The sequence below is a fragment of the Aeromicrobium sp. Root236 genome, from assembly GCF_001428805.1.
In the GTDB taxonomy this organism is placed as follows: Bacteria; Actinomycetota; Actinomycetes; order Propionibacteriales; family Nocardioidaceae; genus Aeromicrobium.
This window is the reverse complement of the sequence record NZ_LMIS01000001.1, coordinates 2,248,131-2,268,432: the sequence shown is the minus strand read 5'-3', so window position 1 is coordinate 2,268,432 and position 20,302 is coordinate 2,248,131. Positions and strand designations below refer to the sequence as shown.

Genomic DNA, 20,302 nt, shown 5'->3' with positions numbered 1-20,302 from the left:
CTGTCGTGGCGCCGGACGGCATGGTTGATTGACGGGATGAGCACCGTACTCGTCCTCGGCGGCACCTCCTGGGTCGGCGGCCAGATCGCGCGTGACGCGATCGCCCGCGGCCATGACGTCACGTGCCTGGCGCGTGGTGAGTCCGGTGACGTGCCCACGGGCGCGACGCTCGTCCGGGCCGACCGCTCGGACCCTCAGGCGTACGACGAGGTCCGTGGCCGGGGGTGGGACAGCGTGATCGACGTGTCCCGTCAGCCCGGCCAGGTGCGCTCGGCGGTCAGCGCACTCGGCTCGGACGCGACGCACTGGACGCTCGTCTCGACGGGTTCGGTGTACGCCGACCAGAGCGGACCGTTGACCGAGGAGTCGCCGGTGCTCGAGCCGCTCGACGGGGAGGTGGCCGAGCCCGAGCAGTACGGCGAGGGCAAGGTCGCGTGCGAGCAGGCCGTACGACACCTGCGCCGCCACCTGATCGTGCGGGTCGGGCTGATCGGCGGACCAGGCGACCGCTCGGACCGGCTCGGCCACTACGCCGCCCGTTTCGCCCTCGCCGGCGACGAGCCGGTGCTGGTGCCGGCCGTGGCCGACCAGCCGATGCAGGTCATCGACGTACGTGACCTGGCCACTTGGATCGTGACCTGCGCCGAGACCGGGGCGACCGGCACGGTGCACGCGGCGGGTGAGCGTACGACCGTGGGTGAGCTCGTCGCCCTGTCGGCGGAGGTCGCCGGCTTCATGGGCGACCAGGTCCTCGCGAGCGAGGCGTGGTTGCGCGAGCACGACGTCGAGGAGTGGATGGGCCCGCGATCGCTGCCGCTGTGGCTGCCGGCCAGCCATCACGGCATGGGGCTGATGGACGACACCCGCGCGTTGGCGTACGGACTGGAGCGGCGTCCGCTGTCCGAGACCCTTCGCGCGACCCTCGAGGACGAACGCGCGAGAGGTCTCGACCGCGAGCGGCGGGCGGGCCTGAGCCGGCCGGCCGAGCTTGAGCTCATTGCGGAGCTGCGGGCCTGAGTCATCCGTTCGGATGATGCGTCTGGTTCGAGTGGTTCATCAGCCCTAGGACCTTCGGCTCTATTCGTGTCATTCGTCATGCGACATCAGCGTTGACGCGTAGCCTTCAAGGATGAACGCGAAGCCCGGCAGGCCACGGACATTGACCGTCGACCAGATCATCGACTCGGTGCTGGCCGAGGGGCTCGACTCGTTCAGCATGCCGTCGATCGCGGCCCGGCTCGGCGTCGTCCACTCGGGTCTCTATCGCTACGTCACCGACCGCGAGGACCTCGTCGTCCAGGTCATGGACCGCATCGCCAGGACCGCACCCTGGCCGGGCGTGGACCTGCCGTGGCGCGAGCACCTCGAGCAGCTCGGTGAGATGTTCTGGACCATCTGCGGGCAGCACCCGGGATACGACCTCACGGCGCTGCGGTCGCGCAACGTGTCACCGGGATTCCTCGAGATGGTCACGCCGCACATCGAGTCCCTGCAACGCGAAGGGCTCGACGTCGTCGACGCCACGGCCGCCATCGAGTTCGTGCGGACCCTGGTGCTCACCTCGTCGATCGAGGCCGAGCGCCTCAGGTCCATCGAGTCCCGCGCCGATGTCCCGGACCATGCGATCCCCGGCTTCGCCGACCCCGAGAAGTGGACCGGCCGCGGCTGGTACCGCCGCCACCTCGGCACCTGGCTCGACGGCCTGGCCCAGAGGGTCGGCGCGCTCCAGCCGAGCGTTGCCGAGCGCACGTCTGCCTGAACCGCCGCCACCCGAGCTGATGCCCCACCCTGACTGACTCGGGGCGGGGCATCGTTGTCAGCACGCTGTCTGCTCAACGTCGCCGACACGTCAGGACTACCCGCACGTCCACGAGACATGCGTACGTCCGGGGCGCTCTTGCGTCATACCCCCTAGGGGTATATGGTCAGGACACGAAGACATACCCCCCAGGGGTACCGATGAGGAGTCCATGATGGCGCACGACCACGAAGCACGCGGCTACGACGACAAGAAGGCCGACTACCTCAAGCGGCTCCGCCGCATCGAGGGGCAGGCGCGCGGCTTGCAGCGCATGGTCGAGGAGGACCAGTACTGCATCGACATCCTGACCCAGGTCTCGGCGATGACGAAGGCTCTCCAGTCCGTCTCGCTGGGCCTGCTCGACGACCACCTGAGCCACTGTGTCGTCGACGCCGCCCGAGCGGGCGGCGCCGAGTCGGACGCCAAGATCCGCGAGGCCTCCGACGCCATCGCGCGCCTCGTCCGCAGCTGACCGAACACCACGAGAGGAACCACCATGACCACCAGCACCTACACCGTCGTCGGCATGACCTGCGAGCACTGCGTCCGCTCGGTCAGCGAAGAGGTCGGCGCGATCCCCGGCGTCCAGGACCTCAGCGTCGACCTCGCGACCGGAGCCCTGACCGTCACGACCGAGGCCGAGCCCGTGGCCGACGATGCCGTACGCGAGGCCGTCGCCGAGGCCGGCTACTCGTTGTCATGAACACCGGGGTCAAGGTCGGCGTGTTCGTCGCCGGGCTGTGCGTCGTGTTCGGCGCCGCGGCGGCGATCGGCAACGCCGTCGGCCCGGTCGACTCCGAGCCCGCCGCGATGGAGCACGGCGACGACGACGCGATGAACGACATGGCGGGCATGTCCGAGGGTGGCGACGAGCCGCCCGGCGGCCTCCAGGTCGCGCAGAACGGCTATCGCCTCGTGCTCGACGACCCCACGCAGCAACCGGCCCCTGACGCCATCGTGACGTTCCGGGTCCTCGGGCCCGACGGCAAGCCGGTGACCGACTACGCGATCTCGCACGACAAGAAGCTGCACTTCATCGCCGCCAGGCGCGACCTGTCGGGCTTCCAGCACGTCCACCCCACGCTCGACGAGCACGGCACGTGGACCGCGAGGCTGGCGCTCGACGCGGGCCAGTGGCGCACGTTCGCCGACTTCGACCCGGCCGGCAAGGACCCCGCGGTGACGCTCGGGGCCGACCTGACGGTCGCCGGCAACGCCACGCCCAAGCCGCTGCCGGCGCCGTCGTGGACCGACACGGTCGGCGACTACACCGTGACGCTCGAGGGCGATGCCGTGGCCGGCGAGGACTCGAAGCTGACGTTGAACGTCGCGAAGGACGGCGAACCCGTCACGGACCTGCAGCCCTACCTCGCCGCGTACGGCCACCTGGTCGCGCTGCGTGACGGCGACCTGGCGTACCTCCACGTCCACCCCGATGGCGAGCCAGGCGACGGCCGGACCGAGCCCGGCCCGGGCATCACGTTCTACGCGAGCTTCCCGTCCGAGGGCCGCTACCGGCTCTACCTCGACTTCAAGCACGGCGGCGTCGTGCGTACGGCCGAGTTCACCGTCGAGGCCGGCCGGGCCGGCGCGGCCACGGGCACCGACGACCACTCCGACACCGACTCCGAGCACGAGCACTGACATGGCACTCACCGACCAGGGCCCCACGGCCGACCGCATCGACCTGACGATCGGCGGCATGACCTGCGCGTCGTGCGCGATGCGCATCGAGAAGCGGCTCAACAAGCTCGACGGCGTGACGGCGTCGGTCAACTACGCGACCGAGAAGGCACGGGTCGACGCCTCGGGACCGATCGACCCGGCACTGCTGATCGCCGAGGTCGAGAAGGCCGGCTACACGGCCCAGCTCCCGCAACCGCCCCAGGCCGACGAGCCGGAGGTCGACGACGACCCGTCACGGCCCCTGCTCACCCGGCTGCTGGTCTCGATCGTCCTGACCGTGCCGGTCATCGCGATGGCGATGATCCCTGCGCTGCAGTTCACCAGCTGGCAGTGGCTGTCGCTGACCTTGGCGGCACCCGTCGTCGTGTGGGGCGCGCTGCCGTTCCACGTCGCGGCCTGGACCAACCTGCGCCACGGCGCGGCGACGATGGACACGCTGATCTCGGTCGGCACGCTGGCCGCCTTCGGCTGGTCGATCTACGCGTTGTTCTGGGGCACGGCCGGCGAGCCCGGCATGAAGCACCCGTTCGAGCTGACGATCTCGCGCATGGACGGCAGCGGCAACATCTACTTCGAGGCCGCCGCCGGCGTCACGACGTTCATCCTGGCGGGACGCTACTTCGAGGCCCGCTCCAAGCGCCGGGCCGGATCGGCGCTGCGCGCGTTGCTCGCGCTCGGCGCCAAAGAGGTGTCGGTCGTACGAGACGGGGTCGAGGTGCGCATCCCGACCGACGACCTGCACGTCGGCGACCTGTTCGTCGTACGCCCCGGAGAGAAGATCGCCACGGACGGCGTGATCGAGGACGGCACGTCCGCGGTCGACGCGTCGATGGTCACCGGTGAGTCGGTGCCCTCCGAGGTCGTGGCCGGTGACGACGTCGTCGGCGGCACGGTCAACACGAGTGGCCGGCTGACCGTGCGGGCGACCCGCGTCGGCGCCGAGACGCAGCTCGCACAGATGGCGCGCATGGTCGAGGACGCGCAGAGCGGCAAGGCCCAGGCGCAGCGGCTCGCGGACTCGATCTCGGGCATCTTCGTCCCGATCGTGATCGCGCTGGCCGTCGGCACGCTCGGGTTCTGGCTCGGCACCGGCGAGGGTGCTTCGGCGGCGTTCACCGCGGCGGCCGCCGTGCTGATCATCGCCTGCCCGTGCGCCCTGGGCCTGGCGACGCCCACGGCGTTGATGGTCGGCACCGGGCGAGGCGCTCAGCTCGGCATCCTGATCAAGGGTCCCGAGGTGCTCGAGTCGACCCGGACGATCGACACCGTGGTGCTCGACAAGACCGGCACCGTGACGACCGGCCGGATGACGCTGCACGAGGTGATCGTCGCCGAGGGCGAGGACCGTGCCGAGGTGCTCCGCATCGCCGGCGCGCTCGAGGACGCGTCCGAGCACCCCATCGCCCGCGCGATCGCCGAGGCGGCTCGCGCCGAGGTGGGTGACCTGCCGTCGGTCGAGGGCTTCAGCAACACCGAGGGGCTCGGGGTCCAGGGCGTCGTCGACGGTCTCGCGGTCGTGGTCGGCCGTGAGGCGTTCCTCGCCGACTGGTCGCAGCACCTGCCCGCCGATCTCGTCGGCCCCAAGGCTGACGCGGAGGCCCAAGGACGTACGCCCGTCGTCATCGGCTGGGACGGCGCGGTCCGCGGGGTCCTGGTCGTCGCCGACACGGTCAAGGAGTCGAGCGCCGAGGCCGTGCGCCAGATCCGTGAGCTCGGGCTGCGTCCCGTGCTGCTGACCGGCGACAACGAGCGCGCCGCCCGCAGCGTGGCGGCCGCGGTCGGCATCGACGAGGTCCACGCCGAGGTGCGTCCCGGCGACAAGGTCGACGTCGTCCGCAGGCTCCAGGCCGAGGGCCGCACCGTCGCGATGGTCGGCGACGGCGTCAACGACGCGGCCGCGCTCGCACAGTCCGACCTCGGCCTGGCCATGGGCACCGGCACCGACGCGGCGATCGAGGCGGCGGACCTGACGCTCGTACGCGGTGACCTGCTCGCCGTGCCCGATGCGATCCGGCTGTCGCGCCGGACACTCGGCACGATCAAGGGCAACCTGTTCTGGGCATTCGCCTACAACGTCGTCGGCATCCCCTTGGCCGCCGCCGGCCTGCTCAATCCCATGCTGGCCGGCGCCGCGATGGCGTTCTCGTCGGTGTTCGTCGTCTCCAACAGCCTGCGGCTCCGAGGCTTCAAGACCCGCAACTCCTCAGGAGCGTCATGACCGAGCACGAGCACCACCACGAGCACCACGACATGGCAATGACCGGCCGGGCGCTCACGATGAGCGCGATCTCCGCGACGGTCCACTGCCTCACCGGCTGTGCGATCGGCGAGGTCCTCGGCATGGTCATCGGCACGGCGTTCGGCCTGCACAACGTCACCACGATCATCCTGTCGATCGTCCTGGCGTTCCTCTTCGGCTATTCGCTGACGATCCGGCCGGTGCTGGCTGCGGGCATCCCGTTCGCCGGTGCGTTCAAGGTCGCGCTCGCCGCCGACACGCTGTCGATCCTGACGATGGAGCTCATCGACAACACCGTGATCGTCACGGTGCCCGGTGCGATGGACGCCGGGCTCGCGAGTCTCCTGTTCTGGGCCAGCCTCGCGTTCTCCCTCGTCGTGGCGTTCGTCGTCACCGTGCCGGTCAACCGCTGGCTGATCGGCCGCGGCAAGGGCCATGCGGTCATGCACGACTACCACTGACCTACCCTCGAACGCATGACTCAGATCCCCGGCCTGGACGGCGTGCTCGGCGTCGAGCACCTCGAGGCGACCGCCGACAAGGTCGTCGTACGCTTCACGATCGGCGAGCACCACCTGCAGCCGTTCGGCATCCCCCACGGCGGCGTCTACTGCGCGGTGCACGAGTCGACCGCCAGCATCGCCGGTCAGGTGTGGCTCGGCGACAAGGGCATCGTGGTCGGCACCAACAACTCGACGGACTTCCTCCGACAGGCCAAGGTGGGCGACACCATCACGGTCACCGCGACCCCGATCCATCGCGGTCGCAGCCAGCAGCTGTGGCACCTCGACTCGGTCGACCAGGACGGCCGGCTCATCGCCCAGGGCCAGGTGCGCCTCGCCAACCTGGACCAACAGATGCCGCCCGAGGCGCTGGCCCGGTTCACCGGATCGCTCCCGCAGGGCTGACCGTGGCGCGCCGGGTGGTCCTCGACTGCGACACGGGGACCGACGACGCGATCGCCATCATGCTGGCGGCCGCCAGGCCGGAGCTCGACCTCGTGGCGGTCACCGCCGTCTGGGGCAACCATGCGGTCGAGCACACCGCTGACAACTCACGTCGTGTCCTCGACCTGATCGGTCGCACGGACGTCCCCGTGTACGCCGGGCGCGGCGCACCGGTCGACCCACCGCCGGGCGTACCGGCGCCTCGCGGCAGCGCCGAGCCGGACACCCTTCCCTTGCCACCGCCCACCCAGCAGGTCGAGGCCCAGGACGCGGTCGAGTGGCTCGTCGAGACGGCCCGGGCGGCCACCGAGCCGTTCACCCTCGTGCCGACCGGGTCGCTGTCCAACGTCGCAGCCGCGATCGCCGCCGACCCGTCGTTCGTCGAGGCGATCGACGAGCTCGTGGTGATGGGCGGCGTCATCGAGCGCGGCGGCTCGCTGCCCGACGTGGAGACGAATGTCGGCTACGACCCGGAGGCAGCGCAGCTGGTGCTGGATGCCGGGTTCGAGCGGCTCGTCCTGGTGCCGCTCGACGCGACGTATCGCGCGATCGTCACGTCCGAGCAGCGCGCGACGCTGCGCCCGCTCGGGCGTGCTGCGTCCGTCGCAGCCGGGTTCATCGAGCAGCGCATCGCGAGCTATCGCACGCTGCCCGCGATGAACGGCCGCGCCGCAGCACCTGTGCACGACGCGCTCACCATCGCCTACCTCGTGGACCCGACGCTGGTCACGCTCTCAGCCGCGACGGTCCGGGTCCACACCGGCGACTCGCCCACCCGAGGGCGTACCGACATCACCCTCGGGACAGGCGAGGTCCAGGTCGCGGTCGACGCCGACGCGGACCGGTTCTTCGACCTCGTGCGCGAGTCGCTGGCTCAGCTGTGAGGCGGTGCCTTAGGTCGTACGCGCGACGATGCGGTTCGACCCAGCCCACCGCGCTGCGGTGGCGGTGCCTTAGGTCGTACGCGCGACGATGCGGTTCGACCCAGCCCACCGCGCTGCGGTGGCGGTGCCTCAGGTCGTACGCGCGACGATGCGGTTCGACCCAGCCCACCGCGCTGAGGTGGCGGTGACCCAGGTCGTACGCGCGACGATGCGGTTCGACCCCGCCCGGCTGTGAGCCGATCTCAACAGATGTCCATGTTGGCGAAGGGGTGTGGGCCGCACGGTAGACTCGTCGCAGTCGGTCGCGACTGGCGTTGAGGTGGGTACCACCGGGGAGCGACTGCAGAAACCGGACATCGGGACCGTTCGCCTGGGCCCCACGTCAGCCGTGCATTGCTGACTGGAGGCAACCGAGATGATGATGACCATGACGACCACTGACCCCTTCCCCACGTCGCTGCTGGGCGACGAGGACGTACGCGTCCTGCTGCTGGAGAACATCCACGTCGACGGGGCGGACTTCCTGCGTGGCAAGGGCTACCAGGTCGAGACCCGCGACGGCGCGCTCGGCGAGGACGAGTTGATCGAGGCGATCCAGGGCGTGCACCTGCTCGGGATCCGCTCGACGACCTACATCACCGAGAAGGTCCTCGACGCCGCCCCCGACCTGATCGCGATCGGCGCGTTCTGCATCGGCACCAACCAGATCGACCTCAAGGCCGCCACCGAGCGGGGCATCGCCGTGTTCAACGCGCCCTACTCCAACACCCGCAGCGTCGTGGAGCTCGCGATCGCCGAGATCATCTCGCTGGCCCGGCGCCTGCACGAGAAGTCGACCGACATGCACAACGGTGTCTGGAACAAGTCGGCCGCCGGCAGCCACGAGGTCCGCGGCCGTACGCTCGGCATCGTCGGTTACGGCAACATCGGCAGCCAGCTGTCGGTCATCGCCGAGGCGCTGGGCTTCAAGGTCGTCTTCTACGACATCGACGACAAGCTCGCCCTCGGCAACGCCAAGCGCTGCTCGACGATCGAGGAGCTGTTGCAGACCTCGGACGTCGTCACGCTGCACGTGGACGGCCGCCCCGGCAACGCCGGCCTGTTCGGCGCCGAGGAGATGGCGCAGATGAAGCCGCGCTCGCTGTTCCTCAACCTGTCGCGCGGCATCGCCGTCGACACCGCGGCGCTGCGCGAGCACATCGAGTCGGGCCACATCGCCGGCGCCGCGCTCGACGTGTTCCCGGTCGAGCCCAAGCGTCAGGGCGACCCGTTCGAGTCCGACCTGCGTGGCCTGCCCAACGTGATCCTCACGCCGCACGTCGGCGGGTCGACCGAGGAGGCGCAGCAGGACATCGGCCGCTTCGTCGCGTCGAAGCTGCGTTCGTACGCCTCGGTCGGCGGCACCTCGCTCAGCGTCAACCTGCCGGAGATCAACCTGCCGTCGGATGCGACCAAGCACCGGCTCGCCCTGGTGCACCGCAACCACCCCGGCGTGCTGGCCACGATCAACGGCCTGCTCGGCGAGCACGAGGTCAACATCGAGGCGCAGTCGCTGTCGACGCGCGGCGAGCTCGGCTACGTGCTCACGGACGTCGCTGCGGAGGTCGGACCCGACGTGCTCAAGGAGCTCGCGGGCCTGCCCGAGACCGTGCGCCTGCGCCAGCTCAGCTGATCCAAGACGCGGTGTCATGTTTCGGGTGGGAAACCACCCGCCGCGGTCTCGATGTCGGTAGGTTGGGCTCGGCCTGCCCACCAAACGTTAAGGACACCGCATGACCGACCCCAACTTCCCGCCCGGAGCGCAGCCTGTCGGCGCCGGGTTCCACCTCGATCAGGCCAGTGGCCTCGTGCTGCCCGACGGGGTCGAGCTGGCCTCGCACGGCCGTCGCATCGGGGCGTACTTCCTTGCGATTCCCCTCGCGGTCGTCACCCTCGGCATCGGCTACATCATCTGGGGCCTGATCGTGTGGGGCAAGGGCACGTCGCCTGCGCTGCAGGTGCTGGGCATGAAGGTCTACCGTCCCGAGCAGCGCCAGACCGCCACGTTCGGCACGATGGCACTGCGCAACATCGTCGGTGGCATCGCGCAGGGAATCCTGTCGGTCATCACGCTGCTGGTGTCGTTCATCCTGTTCCTGACGCGTCCGGATCGCCGGTCGCTGCCCGACCTCATTGCGAGCACCGTCGTGCTGCACGACCCCAACAAGGTCCTCGGCTGACACACGCAGAACGCCCCGATCCGCGATGCGGATCGGGGCGTTCGTGTTTTACGGCTACTCGAAGCTGAACGGCGGGTACGCGTCGGTCAGCAGGTACATGTAGGCGTTGAGCCGTGTGGTCCACCGCGTGAGGCCTACGACGAAGTTGCGCAGGCCGTTCGGCCACCTGCCGGTGAACAGGACCGCGAACCAGGCGATGAGGTACACGAAGAAGGCCGCGATGCCGAGGACGATCAGCACGAGGAAGTGCGGGATGGCCAACAGGAGCCGGAAGAAGATCGTCAGGCGGTTCCGGCCGTCGGTCTCGGACTGGTAGTCGACCCGGACGCGGGGATCATCGCCGGGGTCGGCGAGCGTCGTGGCGAACGTGAACGGCGGGTACTCCTCCTTGAGGAACGAGGCAAAGACCTGGGCGCGCGTGTTGTAGCGAAGGCACATCGCGATGACGCCGAGGATGCCCTCGGGGACCTTCGCGGTGAAGACGCCGGTGAGCCAGGCGACGAAGGCCAGGATCTCGGCCACGATGCCGAGAACGTACGCGATGATCAGGTGCGGGATGGCGAGGACGACATTGCCGACGATCCGCCAGCGCGCGATCTTGTCGGGCGGGTCGAACGTGAACGTCGCGGGATATCCGGCAGCGGTGGGAGTGGTCATGAGTCCTCCGATACGTGATGGACCGATCGTTGTCAGAGTAGGACACGGACGCGACAGCCGCTCGCATTTGTCGCTAACCCGTGATGACCAGTTCCACCTGCCGTTCCAGCGGCAATGACGCGTCGACCCGGACGTGGGGCACGACCGGTGCGGACGGGTTCTTGATCGGCCGGCCGGCGTCCCGGACCTCGGCCCGTGCGGCGAGGCGCTCCTCGAGCAGCTCCGGGCTGGCGTAGAGCCACACGACTCGCGGCTCGGCGGATGCGATGGCTTCGCAGAGCGCCACCCACTCCGCGCCGCCGGAGAGCTCCGTCGTGAAGGGGGCGACCAGCACGAGGTCGCGCCCGGTGTCCCGCTGGTCTCGAGCGGCCGCGAGCAAGCAGGCGTACCGGGCCGGCCGGACCAGGTCGCGCAGGCCGTCGTCGTTCCAGTGGCCCCCGGGTGCGAGCCGTTCACCGATCGCGTCGAGCAATGGGTTCGTGATCGTGTCGAGGTCCAGCAGCGTGGCACCCACGGCGATCGCGAGCTGACGGCCGAGCGTGCTCTTGCCGCTCCCCGCCGCGCCGGCGACGCACCAGACGGTCATGGCTCAGTACGCCTCGTGCCAGTCGGCAGGCAACGCCTCGACGGCTTCGCTCACGCTGACCGGCTCGCGCCACGGCCGGGCGTGCGTACGCAGGACGTCGGCCAGGGTGTCGAGCCGCTCCGCCGCAGTGCGTACGCCGCGTGCGCGGGTCTCGGCATCGTGGCGACCGACACCGTCACCCCAGATCGCTCGGCCGGCCATGAACCCGCAGGCTCCGGCCTCGGCAGCGATGCGGAGCTGCACCGCGAACTGGTCGAACGTCGCCGACGCCGACAGCAGGACCCAGGGCACGTCGACCGCGGCGTCGAGCCGGGCGCACGCCTCGGCCGCCTCGGCCTCGCCTTCGGGCGTGCCGACGTAGCCCGGGAACTCGACCTTCATGATGTCGGCGCCCAGCTCGGTGAACGTCGCCGCCGACGAGATGATGGCCTCGACGCGGGCGGCCCGCACGGCGGGATCGTCGAGCGACTCCCCCTCGAGCGGATACCAGAGCGGCTCGACGATCAACGGGACCTCGTGCTCGCGGCACTGCGCCACGACGCCGCGGACGAGCTCGTGCTGCGTCGCGACGATGTCGGTGTGCTCCTCGCGGTAGAACACCACCAGCTTGGCCCCGTCGGCACCCAGCCGGGCCAGCACCGGAACGGTCCAGTGCGGACGTACGACGGTCTCGGTGCCGAACCCGGCCGGTGAGTAGGCCAGCTGCTCGAGGCCGGAGATGATGCCGACGCCGCCCGGGATCGACCCGGTCAGCACGCCCTGGCCGAACGACCACACCGGGTCGACGAGGACCGCCGAGCAGTGCGGCGCCATGCCCCGGATGAGCTCGAGCTTGGAGTCGACGACCTCGTCGAAGCCGACCTTGCTGAGGTCGGGGTCGAACAACGCGACGTAGTTCTCCGGGTGGTCGATCGCCGCGACCCGGATGTAGCCGTCGGCGTCACTCATGCGCTGGATTCTGCGCAGCATTCCAAGGGATTGCGGTCCGGGTGCTGACGGGGTGGCTGGGCTGGTCACATGCGCTCCTGACTCGTCGGATTCCAAAGACAACGTTGCCAATTTTTCGGCCAGACACTGGACAACGTTGTCTTTCGGGGTTCAGTATAGGGCCTCACAGGGCCCGAACGTGGTCCACGTCACACGCCAAGGAGACCGACACGTGCTCGTCGTCAACCCGAACCTCTGCTTCGATCGCACCGTCGCGGTCGACTCGTTCGAGGCGGGCACGGTCAGCCGGCCGTACGACGTGAGGGTCACGGCCGGCGGCAAGGGCGTCAACGTCGTGCGTACGGCGAGCGATCTCGGGACGCCCGCCGAGCTGGTCGGTCTCGTGGCCGACGGTGACGGCGCCAGGCTGCTGGAGCTCATCGCCGGCGAGGGGATCACGATGCATGCCGTGCCGGTCGCCGGCGAGGTTCGCTCCGCCACGATCATCCTCGAGCAGTCCGGCCGGGCCACGGTGCTCAACGAGCCGGGACCGCTGATGACCGACGCCGACCTCGACCACCTGCTCGCCGAGATCGACGTACGACTTCCCGCCGCCGGCGGCCCGCTCGTGTGCTCGGGCAGCCTCCCTCCGGGACTGCCCACCTCGACGTACGGACGACTCGTCGAGCTGGCCCGCAGTCACGGTGCGCCGACGATCGTCGACGCCGCCCGCGACGCGCTGCTCGGGTCGCTGCCGTACGGCCCCGACCTCGTGACCCCCAACCTCGCCGAGGCCGAGGGCATCGTGTCGGGCGTCGTCACCGAGCCGGTCGAGGCCGAGACGGTGCCGATCGACGAGGTGCGCCAGCGCGCGTCGGCGGCCGCGACGGGCTTGGTGAGCCGCGGAGCCCAGCGCGCTGTCGTCACGGCTGGCGGGCATGGCGTGTGCGCCGCGGTCGAGGGATCGACGACGTGGATCGCCGCACCTCGGGTCAGCGTGGTCAACCCCATCGGTGCCGGTGACTCGTTCGCTGCCGGGGTCGCCGTCGGCCTCGGTCGCGGGCTCGACTGGCTGCCGGCGATCGAGTACGGCGTGACCGTGGCGAGCGCCGCCGTCGAGGTGCCCGGCGCCGGCCGGGTCGATCCGCGCCGGGTCGCCGAGCTGACCCAGGCGGAGGCGAAGGCATGACGAAGCCGGCCACCCTGCACGAGGTCGCGGCGCTCGCCGGCGTCTCGATCAAGACGGTGTCGCGCGTCGTCAACGGCACGACGACCGTACGACCGGACGTGCGCGACCGGGTGCTCGCCGCCGTCGCCGAGCTGCAGTACGTGCCCAACTCGTTCGCCCGCTCGCTCAAGATGGGCTCGGGCGACACCGTCGGCGTCATCATCGACACGATCGCCGACCCCTTCTTCGCGTCGCTGACCCACGCTGTCGAGGCGCGCGCCCTCGAGGCGGGGCTCAACGTCATCTTCGGCAGCACGGGCTTCACGCCCGAGCGCGAGCGCCGGCAGGTCGAGCGCATGGCGATGCAGCGGGTCGAGGCCCTGATCCTCGCGCCGGTCAGCGGCTCCCATGCGTACCTCGAGCCCTATCGGAAGTCGTTCCCCATCGTGCTGATCGACCGCTCGATCGAGATCGAGGGCTTCGACGTGGTGGCCGTCGACGATCGCGGCATCACCCGGCGGGCGATCGACCACCTGCTGGCGCACGGACACCGCAAGATCGCGTTCGTCGGCAGCGATGCGCGATTCCCGACCACCGTCGCCCGTCTCACCGGCTACGAGGAGAGCCTCGCGGCCGCAGGCATCGCCGTACGCCCGGAGTGGGTGCGACCCGGCCCGACGGTCGACGTCGACGCGGCCGACGTGGTCGCCGAGATGCTCGCGGAGGACGACCAGCCGACGGCGATCTTCGCCGCCAACCCCCGTGCTGCGGTCGGTGTCGCGCACGCGCTGCACACCGCGGAGCGGGCCGACGTCGCGTTCATCAGCTTCGGTGACTTCCCGCTGGCCAAGACCCTGCGGCCCGCCGTGACGTACGTCAACCAGGACCCGGAGGCCATCGGCGTCGCGGCGATCGAGCGGGTGCTGACGCACCTGGAGGCCAAGAAGCTGCGCCGCAAGGACCCCTCGGTGGAGATCCCCGAGGACGAGCCGCGCACGATCATCGTCGACACGGACATCGTCGAACGCGGCTCCGGCGAGGTGGCGCCATGAAGCCGACACTGCTGCGCCCCAACCTCATCGACCACTTCTATGCCGGCGGCGCCAAGATCGCCGCGCTGCGGGGCATCGCCACGACCTCGGCACACCAGCCCGAGGAGTGGATCGCCTCGACGGTGGCCCGCGCCGGCGAGTCCCGCATCGGCCTCGCGTCGACCGTCGAGGGCGACCTGCTGCGCGACCTCGTGGCCGCCGATCCCAAGAGCTGGCTGGGCGCGCCCGAGGCGAGCCCGGACACCGGGCTGCTCGTGAAGCTGCTGGACGCCGGGCAGAGACTGCCGGTCCACGCCCATCCGGACCGCAGCTTCGCGAGGCAGCACCTGGACTGTGCGCACGGCAAGACCGAGGCGTGGCTCGTGCTCGACGCGACCGGCGACGGTGCGGTCTACCTCGGCTGGAAGGACGCCGTCGACCCGGCTGACCTCGCCGCGGCACGCGACGCGCAGGACAGCGAATGGATGCTGTCGCGCCTGCACCGCGTCGCCGTACGCCGCGGTGACGGCATCCTCGTCCCGGCCGGAACGCCCCACGCGATCGGCGAGGGCACGTTCGTCGCCGAGGTGCAGGAGCCGACCGACTTCTCGATCGTCCTCGAGTGGTCACTGACCACCTCGACCCGCGAGGAGTCGCACCTCGGCCTCGGCTTCGAGGTCGCGATGATGGCGGTCGACACCGGACAGATGTCGGCCGAGCGCCTGTCGTCACTGATCGTGCACACCGACCTCGGCGGCTATCACGACACGGTCCTGCCGCTGCTGCCGTCGGAGAGCGACGCGTTCTTCCGCCTCGACCTGGCCTGCGGGGGCGTACGGGAGACCATCGCCGCCGGGTTCGCCGCCGTCGTGGTGCTCTCCGGCCACGCCCGGTTGCTGGGTGACGGCGCGATCGACGTCGCTCCCGGCGACGTGCTGGCCGTACCCGCTGCCTTCGGCGAGTGGCGGCCCGAGGGCGACGCCCGGATTTTGGTTGCCCGTCCCGCAGCCGGATGGGAGGGCTCGCATGCCTGACCAGCTCAGCATCGGCATCGACATCGGCAGCACCTGGGTCAAGGCCGTGGCGTGCACGCCCGAGGGATCCGTCGTGCACGAGTGCCGGCGGGCGACACCGTGGGAGGCGGGCCGTGGTGGGACCGCAGAGCTCTCGCCCGTCGTCCTGACCGGACTCGTGCACGACCTCCTCGACGACCTGATCGCCGCCACCGACGCGACGATCGACGGCATCGGCGTCTCCGGCATGGCCGAGGCCGGCGTGCTGCTGGCTGCCGACGGCTCCGCCGGGGCGCCGATCATCGCATGGTTCGACCCGCGCGGCGGTGCCGAGATCGACGCGACACCGGCCGACTTCCAGGCTGCGTTCCCCGGGGTCACGGGCCTGCCGGTCAGCCCGCTCGCCTCGGTCGCCAAGCTGCTGCACCTGCGGGGTCGTGGCGTCGACCTCGTCGGGCATCGCTGGCTGAGCGTGCCGGAGTTCGTCGTGCACCAGCTCGGCGGTGACGTCGCCGCCGAGGTCTCGCTCATCGCCCGTACCGGACTGCTCGACCAGGAGAGCGCGACGGTGTGGCCCTGGGCGCTCGACGTCTTGGGCGTGCCCGCCGGATTCGTCCCCGAGATCCGCACCGCCGGGTCGTCGTGGGGTCGCCACGCACGCACCGGCGCGACCCTGTCGGTCGCCGGGCACGACCACCTCGTCGCCACGGTCGCCGCTGGCGTGGTCGACGAGGACCAGCTCTACGACTCGATGGGCACCGCCGAGGCACTCGTACGCCCACTGTCCGACCTGCTCGACGCGCCGACCCGCACGCAGCTCGCCGCCTCGGGGCTCAACGTCGTACGCCACATGGTCGCCGGCCACGGCGTCATGCTCGCCGGGGTCAAGACCGGGCTGCTGCTGCGTCGCGTCCTGCAGCTCGTCGGCGTCAACGACGCGGCCGGCCGCGAGGCGCTCGACCGCGCGGTCATGGCGCTGCCGCCGGGTGCCGACCGGATCCTGGAGGTGACGGGCGCCCGCAACAACGACGGCGTCCTGGCCCTCACCGCCGACGTCGACGGGCTCAGCCCCGCACACCTGTTCGCCGCCACGCTGGCGCATGCCGACCGTGAGGTCGAACGGATCCTCGAGCTGATGGACGAGGTGGTCGCGCCGGCGAGCAGCAGCATCGTGTCCGGCGGCTGGTCGCAGATGCTCTCCGTGCAGGCCGCCCGCCGTGCCGTGCTGCCGCACCCCACCTTCTCGCCGCGCTCCGAGGACACCGCCGTTGGCGCGGCGCTCGTCGGTGCCTTCGCGGCCCAGGAGGCGACCGACTTCGTCGCCTTCACCCGCCAGACCCGTCATCAAGAAACCACAGCGAGGTAATCCATGTCCCAGTCGATCACCAGCCAGACGTCGCTCCACGACATCGCGACGCCTGAGGGCACGTTCGCCGTGCTCGCGATGGACCAACGCAACACGCTCAAGCGCATGTACGCCGCGGTCGGCATCGACGACCCGAGCGACGACGACCTGATCGACTACAAGGCTGATCTGCTCGCGAGCCTCAACGGGTCGGCGAGCGGGTTCCTGCTGGACCCGACGTTCGGCACCCCGGCCCTGAGCCGGCTCGACGACCCGGCGTTCGGCGTGCTGGTGGCCGCGGAGCCGTCCTCGCGCGGCAACTACAACGGCGAACCCCGCGCCTCACGGGATCCAGAGCTCAACGCCGCGTGGGTGCACAGCCTCGGCGGGCACGCGGTGAAGTTCCTGATCCAGGTACGCGCCGACCGCCCCGTCGCGCCCGGCGAGCCCGACCTCACGGCTGAGGCGATCGCGGTCATCACCGACGTCATCGCCGACTGCCGGGGGAGCGGCGCGCCGTCGGTCATCGAGAACCTCATCTACCCCCTGCCTGGCGAGGCGCCGCTCAGCCCCGAGCAGCGGTCGGCGGCGATCATCGAGGCCGCGGTGGCGCTCGACGCGCTCGAGCCCGACCTGCTGAAGCTGGAGTATCCCGGCAGCCCCGAGGCCTGCCGCAGGCTCGCCGACTCGATCAAGAGTCCGTGGGCAGTGCTGTCGGCCGGCGTCGGCTTCGACGAGTTCGCCGACGTGCTGAAGGTGTCGTGCGACGAGGGTGGCGCGTCCGGATTCATCGCCGGGCGCTCGGTGTGGAAGGAGACGGTCGGCATGGACTCGACCCAACGACGTACGTTCCTGGAGTCCGAAGGGCGCCGCCGCCTCGACGGCCTCGTGTCCGCGATGGACGGGCGGGCCCGTCCGTGGACGGAGGTGCGGCCCTCATGAGCACCCCGATCCTGGAGGCTCGCGGCCTGACCCGGCAGTTCGGGCAGGTGACCGCGCTGGACGGCGCGGACTTCGACATCCACGCCGGTGAGGTCGTCGCGCTGATCGGCGACAACGGTGCCGGCAAGTCGACCTTGGTCAAGGCGCTCTCGGGCAACCTGGCCGTCGACTCCGGCGAGATCCTCTACGAGGGCCACCCGCAGGTCATCGACACCCCGATGAAGGCCAGCGAGCTCGGCATCGAGACGGTCTACCAGGACCTCGCGCTCGCGCCGCACCTCGATCCGGCACAGAACATGTTCCTCGGTCGCGAGCTCATGCGTCCCGGCCTCGTCGGGAAGCTCGGCTTCATGGACAACAAGGCGATGCGCGCCGAGGCCCGGGCGTCGTTCGACAAGCTCGGCGCGACCGTCAGAAGCCTCACGGCGCCGGTCGGCTCGATGTCGGGCGGACAGCGCCAGGCCATCGCGATCGCCCGTGCCGTGCACTGGGCTAGCAAGGTCGTGTTCCTCGACGAGCCGACCGCGGCCCTCGGCGTGCGCCAGACGGCCAACGTGCTCGACACGATCCGCCGCGTTCGGGACCACGGTGTCGCGGTGATCTTCATCAGCCACTCGATGCCGCACGTCATGGAGGTCGCGGACCGGGTGCAGGTGCTGCGGCTCGGCAAGCGGGTCGCCACGTACAAGGCCAACGAGACGTCGATGGAGCAGCTGGTGGGCGCCATGACCGGCGTCATGGAAGAGGTGAAGAGCGCATGACCGTGGCAGGAGTAGCCGTCGAGTCGTCGGAGAACGACAACCTCGTCAGCCGCATCGTCAAGATGCAGGCGTTCCAGATCCTGTTGGTGCTGATCGCGATCTGGATCGTGTTCGCCGTACGCGCGCCCGACACGTTCGCGACCGTCGGCAACATGCGCCTCATCGCGCAGAACGCCGCGATCCTCGCGATCCTCGGCGTCGGGATGACGTTCGTCATCATCACCTCGGGCATCGACCTGTCGATCGGCTCGGTCATGGTGTTCTCCGGCGTGATCGGTGCCAAGGTCATGCTCTGGGAGGGCGGTGACGGCTGGGGCACCGCGGCGTACGGGGTGGTCGCCTCGGTGCTGTCCGGTCTGGCCTGGGGCCTGTTCAACGGCGTGCTGATCGCCAAGGCCAAGATCCCGCCGCTGATCGTCACGCTGGGCACGCTCGGCATGGCGCTGGGTGCTGCGCAGATCATCACCAAGGGCGTCGACATCCGCGAGGTGCCGACGATCATGCAGGACAAGATCGGCTACGGCAACGTGTTCGGCCAGGTGCCGACGCTGACCGTCATCGCGCTGCTGTTCGTCGTGGTCGGCGGCATCGTCCTGCACGGCACCCGCTTCGGCCGCTTCACGTTCGCCGTCGGCTCCAACGAGGAGGCCGCTCGTCGGGTCGGCCTCGAGGTCGACCGGCACCTCATCAAGGTCTACGCCCTGTCGGGGCTGCTCGCCGGTGTCGCCGGCATCTTGTCGCTCGCGCAGTTCAACACCACCGCGATCGCCGGGCAGACGCAGACCAACCTCAACGTCATCGCCGCGGTCGTCATCGGCGGGACGTCCCTGTTCGGGGGGATCGGCACGATCTTCGGCACCGTCGTGGGGTTGTTCATCCCCGCGGTGCTGCAGAACGGCTTCGTGATCGTCGGCGTGCAGCCGTTCTGGCAGCAGGTCGCGGTCGGTGCCGTACTCATCGCCGCCGTGTACGTCGACCAGGTGCGTCGGGCCGCGGCCCAGCGCGGCGGTCGGAACAGATCCCCACTGCTCCAGCTGTGGAGCCCCAAAAAATCCTCACCCGAGGAGCAAGGAGTAACAAGATGAGTCGATTCACACGAGGATTGGCCGTTGGTGCGTCAGTCCTGGTCCTGGGTTCGTCGCTCGCTGCATGCGGCGGCTCCAGCGATGGCGGCGGAGGAGGTGGAGGCGAGAAGAAGATCGCCTTCATCCAGGGCGTCGCCGGCGATCAGTTCTACATCACGATGCAGTGCGGCATCGAGGCCGCGGCCAAGACGGCCGGAGCCAAGGTCGAGGTGCAGGGTCCGCAGAAGTTCGACCCGACGCTGCAGAAGCCGATCGTCGACTCCGTCGTGGCCAGCAAGCCCGACGCGATCCTCGTGGCGCCGACCGACGTGTCTGCGATGGAGGCCCCGCTGAAGGCCGCCGCCAAGGCCGGCATCAAGGTCGTGCTCGTCGACACCACCGTCAACGACCCGTCGTTCGCGGTCTCCGAGATCTCGTCGGACAACGTCGGTGGCGGCAAGGCGGCGTTCGACGCGATCAAGCAGCTCAACCCCAACGGCGGCAAGGTGCTGGTCATCTCGACCGACCCCGGCGTCTCGACGGTTGACGCTCGCGTCAAGGGCTTCAAGGATGCCGCCGAGGCTGACTCGTCGTTCAACTACCTGGGCGTCCAGTACAGCCACAACGAGCCGGCGACCGCAGCCAAGCTCGTGACGGCGGCGCTGCAGAAGGATCCCGACATCGTCGGCGTCTTCGCGACGAACCTGTTCGCCGCCGAGGGCACCGCGACCGGCGTCCGTCAGGCCGACAAGGGTGACCAGGTCAAGATCGTCGGCTTCGACGCCGGCCCCGACCAGGTCAAGGCTCTCCAGGACGGCACGGTCCAGGCGCTCGTCGCCCAGCAGCCGGGCACGATCGGCCAGGACGGCGTCGAGCAGGCCATGGCCGCGCTCGACGGCAAGTCCACCGAGAAGAAGATCCAGACGGGCTTCACCATCATCACGAAGGACAACCTCGATGGTGAAGGCGGCAAGGCGGTCTACAAGTCGTCCTGCTGACCCGCGTGGTCAAGGTGCGCATCCCGGGACTTCC

Annotated in this window: 23 protein-coding genes and 1 riboswitch; of the genes, 20 read left to right on the top strand and 3 right to left on the bottom strand. The window is 70.0% G+C overall.

The window, feature by feature from the left end:
- Window positions 1-36: 36 nt before the first annotated feature.
- From ASE12_RS11375 to ASE12_RS11325, 12 genes are all read left to right on the top strand, one after another.
- Complete coding sequence (locus ASE12_RS11375; protein WP_056400470.1) at window positions 37-1,017, top strand: NAD-dependent epimerase/dehydratase family protein; 981 nt, start codon at window positions 37-39, stop codon at window positions 1,015-1,017.
- A 112-nt stretch (window positions 1,018-1,129) separates the two neighbouring features.
- The gene (locus ASE12_RS11370) at window positions 1,130-1,759 is read left to right on the top strand and encodes a TetR/AcrR family transcriptional regulator (RefSeq protein ID WP_157412904.1); all 630 of its coding nucleotides are present in this window, start codon (window positions 1,130-1,132) and stop codon (window positions 1,757-1,759) included.
- A 211-nt stretch (window positions 1,760-1,970) separates the two neighbouring features.
- Complete coding sequence (locus tag ASE12_RS11365; protein WP_056400464.1) at window positions 1,971-2,273, top strand: metal-sensitive transcriptional regulator; 303 nt, start codon at window positions 1,971-1,973, stop codon at window positions 2,271-2,273.
- A gap of 24 nt (window positions 2,274-2,297) precedes the next feature.
- Window positions 2,298-2,504, top strand: coding sequence for a heavy-metal-associated domain-containing protein (locus ASE12_RS11360; RefSeq protein ID WP_056400460.1), 207 nt, complete (start codon window positions 2,298-2,300; stop codon window positions 2,502-2,504).
- Window positions 2,501-3,445, top strand: coding sequence for a hypothetical protein (locus ASE12_RS11355; protein WP_056400457.1), 945 nt, complete (start codon window positions 2,501-2,503; stop codon window positions 3,443-3,445). Before ASE12_RS11360 ends, ASE12_RS11355 begins: the two co-directional genes overlap by 4 nt.
- A gap of 1 nt (window position 3,446) precedes the next feature.
- Window positions 3,447-5,705, top strand: coding sequence for a cation-translocating P-type ATPase (locus ASE12_RS11350; protein WP_056400454.1), 2,259 nt, complete (start codon window positions 3,447-3,449; stop codon window positions 5,703-5,705).
- Window positions 5,702-6,187: a DUF4396 domain-containing protein gene (locus tag ASE12_RS11345; RefSeq protein ID WP_056400451.1), complete on the top strand. Its 486-nt coding sequence runs from the start codon at window positions 5,702-5,704 to the stop codon at window positions 6,185-6,187. The genes ASE12_RS11350 and ASE12_RS11345 overlap by 4 nt, the downstream gene beginning before the upstream one ends.
- A 15-nt stretch (window positions 6,188-6,202) precedes the next feature.
- Entirely contained in the window at window positions 6,203-6,634 is a 432-nt protein-coding gene (locus tag ASE12_RS11340; protein WP_056400448.1) for a PaaI family thioesterase, read from the top strand.
- 2 nt (window positions 6,635-6,636) lie between these two features.
- Window positions 6,637-7,557, top strand: a complete 921-nt coding sequence (locus ASE12_RS11335) for a nucleoside hydrolase (RefSeq protein ID WP_056400447.1) — start codon at window positions 6,637-6,639, stop codon at window positions 7,555-7,557.
- Between the two features lie 88 nt (window positions 7,558-7,645).
- Window positions 7,646-7,792, top strand: coding sequence for a hypothetical protein (locus ASE12_RS20065; protein ID WP_157412903.1), 147 nt, complete (start codon window positions 7,646-7,648; stop codon window positions 7,790-7,792).
- 59 nt (window positions 7,793-7,851) lie between these two features.
- Window positions 7,852-7,940: riboswitch (ZMP/ZTP riboswitch) on the top strand.
- A 44-nt stretch (window positions 7,941-7,984) separates the two neighbouring features.
- Window positions 7,985-9,229, top strand: coding sequence for a phosphoglycerate dehydrogenase (gene serA / locus ASE12_RS11330; protein ID WP_056404767.1), 1,245 nt, complete (start codon window positions 7,985-7,987; stop codon window positions 9,227-9,229).
- 100 nt (window positions 9,230-9,329) lie between these two features.
- On the top strand, window positions 9,330-9,776 hold the full coding sequence (locus ASE12_RS11325) for an RDD family protein (RefSeq protein WP_056400446.1): 447 nt from the start codon (window positions 9,330-9,332) through the stop codon (window positions 9,774-9,776).
- Between the two features lie 54 nt (window positions 9,777-9,830).
- On the opposite strand, the gene ASE12_RS11320 is transcribed toward ASE12_RS11325, so the two are convergent.
- The 3 genes from ASE12_RS11320 to ASE12_RS11310 form a co-directional block, all read right to left on the bottom strand.
- Entirely contained in the window at window positions 9,831-10,433 is a 603-nt protein-coding gene (locus ASE12_RS11320; RefSeq protein ID WP_056400445.1) for a DUF4389 domain-containing protein, read from the bottom strand.
- A gap of 73 nt (window positions 10,434-10,506) precedes the next feature.
- On the bottom strand, window positions 10,507-11,019 hold the full coding sequence (locus ASE12_RS11315; protein WP_056400442.1) for an AAA family ATPase: 513 nt from the start codon (window positions 11,017-11,019) through the stop codon (window positions 10,507-10,509).
- 3 nt (window positions 11,020-11,022) lie between these two features.
- Window positions 11,023-11,988: a tagatose 1,6-diphosphate aldolase gene (locus ASE12_RS11310; protein WP_082582209.1), complete on the bottom strand. Its 966-nt coding sequence runs from the start codon at window positions 11,986-11,988 to the stop codon at window positions 11,023-11,025.
- 190 nt (window positions 11,989-12,178) lie between these two features.
- Between ASE12_RS11310 and ASE12_RS11305 the strand changes: the two genes are divergently transcribed.
- Genes ASE12_RS11305 through ASE12_RS11270 form a run of 8 tightly spaced genes read left to right on the top strand, consistent with a single transcriptional unit; the run spans window position 12,179 to window position 20,268 of the window.
- Window positions 12,179-13,135 carry a 1-phosphofructokinase family hexose kinase gene (locus ASE12_RS11305; protein ID WP_056400437.1) on the top strand — a complete coding sequence of 319 codons (957 nt, stop codon included), beginning with the start codon at window positions 12,179-12,181 and terminating at the stop codon, window positions 13,133-13,135.
- Entirely contained in the window at window positions 13,132-14,166 is a 1,035-nt protein-coding gene (locus ASE12_RS11300) for a LacI family DNA-binding transcriptional regulator (RefSeq protein ID WP_056400436.1), read from the top strand. Before ASE12_RS11305 ends, ASE12_RS11300 begins: the two co-directional genes overlap by 4 nt.
- Complete coding sequence (locus tag ASE12_RS11295; protein ID WP_056400433.1) at window positions 14,163-15,179, top strand: class I mannose-6-phosphate isomerase; 1,017 nt, start codon at window positions 14,163-14,165, stop codon at window positions 15,177-15,179. Before ASE12_RS11300 ends, ASE12_RS11295 begins: the two co-directional genes overlap by 4 nt.
- Window positions 15,172-16,524, top strand: coding sequence for an FGGY family carbohydrate kinase (locus ASE12_RS11290; RefSeq protein WP_056400430.1), 1,353 nt, complete (start codon window positions 15,172-15,174; stop codon window positions 16,522-16,524). The genes ASE12_RS11295 and ASE12_RS11290 overlap by 8 nt, the downstream gene beginning before the upstream one ends.
- A 3-nt stretch (window positions 16,525-16,527) precedes the next feature.
- Window positions 16,528-17,445, top strand: coding sequence for a hypothetical protein (locus ASE12_RS11285; RefSeq protein ID WP_056400428.1), 918 nt, complete (start codon window positions 16,528-16,530; stop codon window positions 17,443-17,445).
- Window positions 17,442-18,206: an ATP-binding cassette domain-containing protein gene (locus ASE12_RS11280; RefSeq protein WP_056404765.1), complete on the top strand. Its 765-nt coding sequence runs from the start codon at window positions 17,442-17,444 to the stop codon at window positions 18,204-18,206. Before ASE12_RS11285 ends, ASE12_RS11280 begins: the two co-directional genes overlap by 4 nt.
- Window positions 18,203-19,291 (top strand): ABC transporter permease, encoded by a 1,089-nt coding sequence (locus ASE12_RS11275; RefSeq protein WP_082582208.1) that lies wholly within the window; start codon window positions 18,203-18,205, stop codon window positions 19,289-19,291. The genes ASE12_RS11280 and ASE12_RS11275 overlap by 4 nt, the downstream gene beginning before the upstream one ends.
- The gene (locus ASE12_RS11270; protein ID WP_056400424.1) at window positions 19,288-20,268 is read left to right on the top strand and encodes an ABC transporter substrate-binding protein; all 981 of its coding nucleotides are present in this window, start codon (window positions 19,288-19,290) and stop codon (window positions 20,266-20,268) included. Before ASE12_RS11275 ends, ASE12_RS11270 begins: the two co-directional genes overlap by 4 nt.
- Window positions 20,269-20,302: the final 34 nt, after the last annotated feature.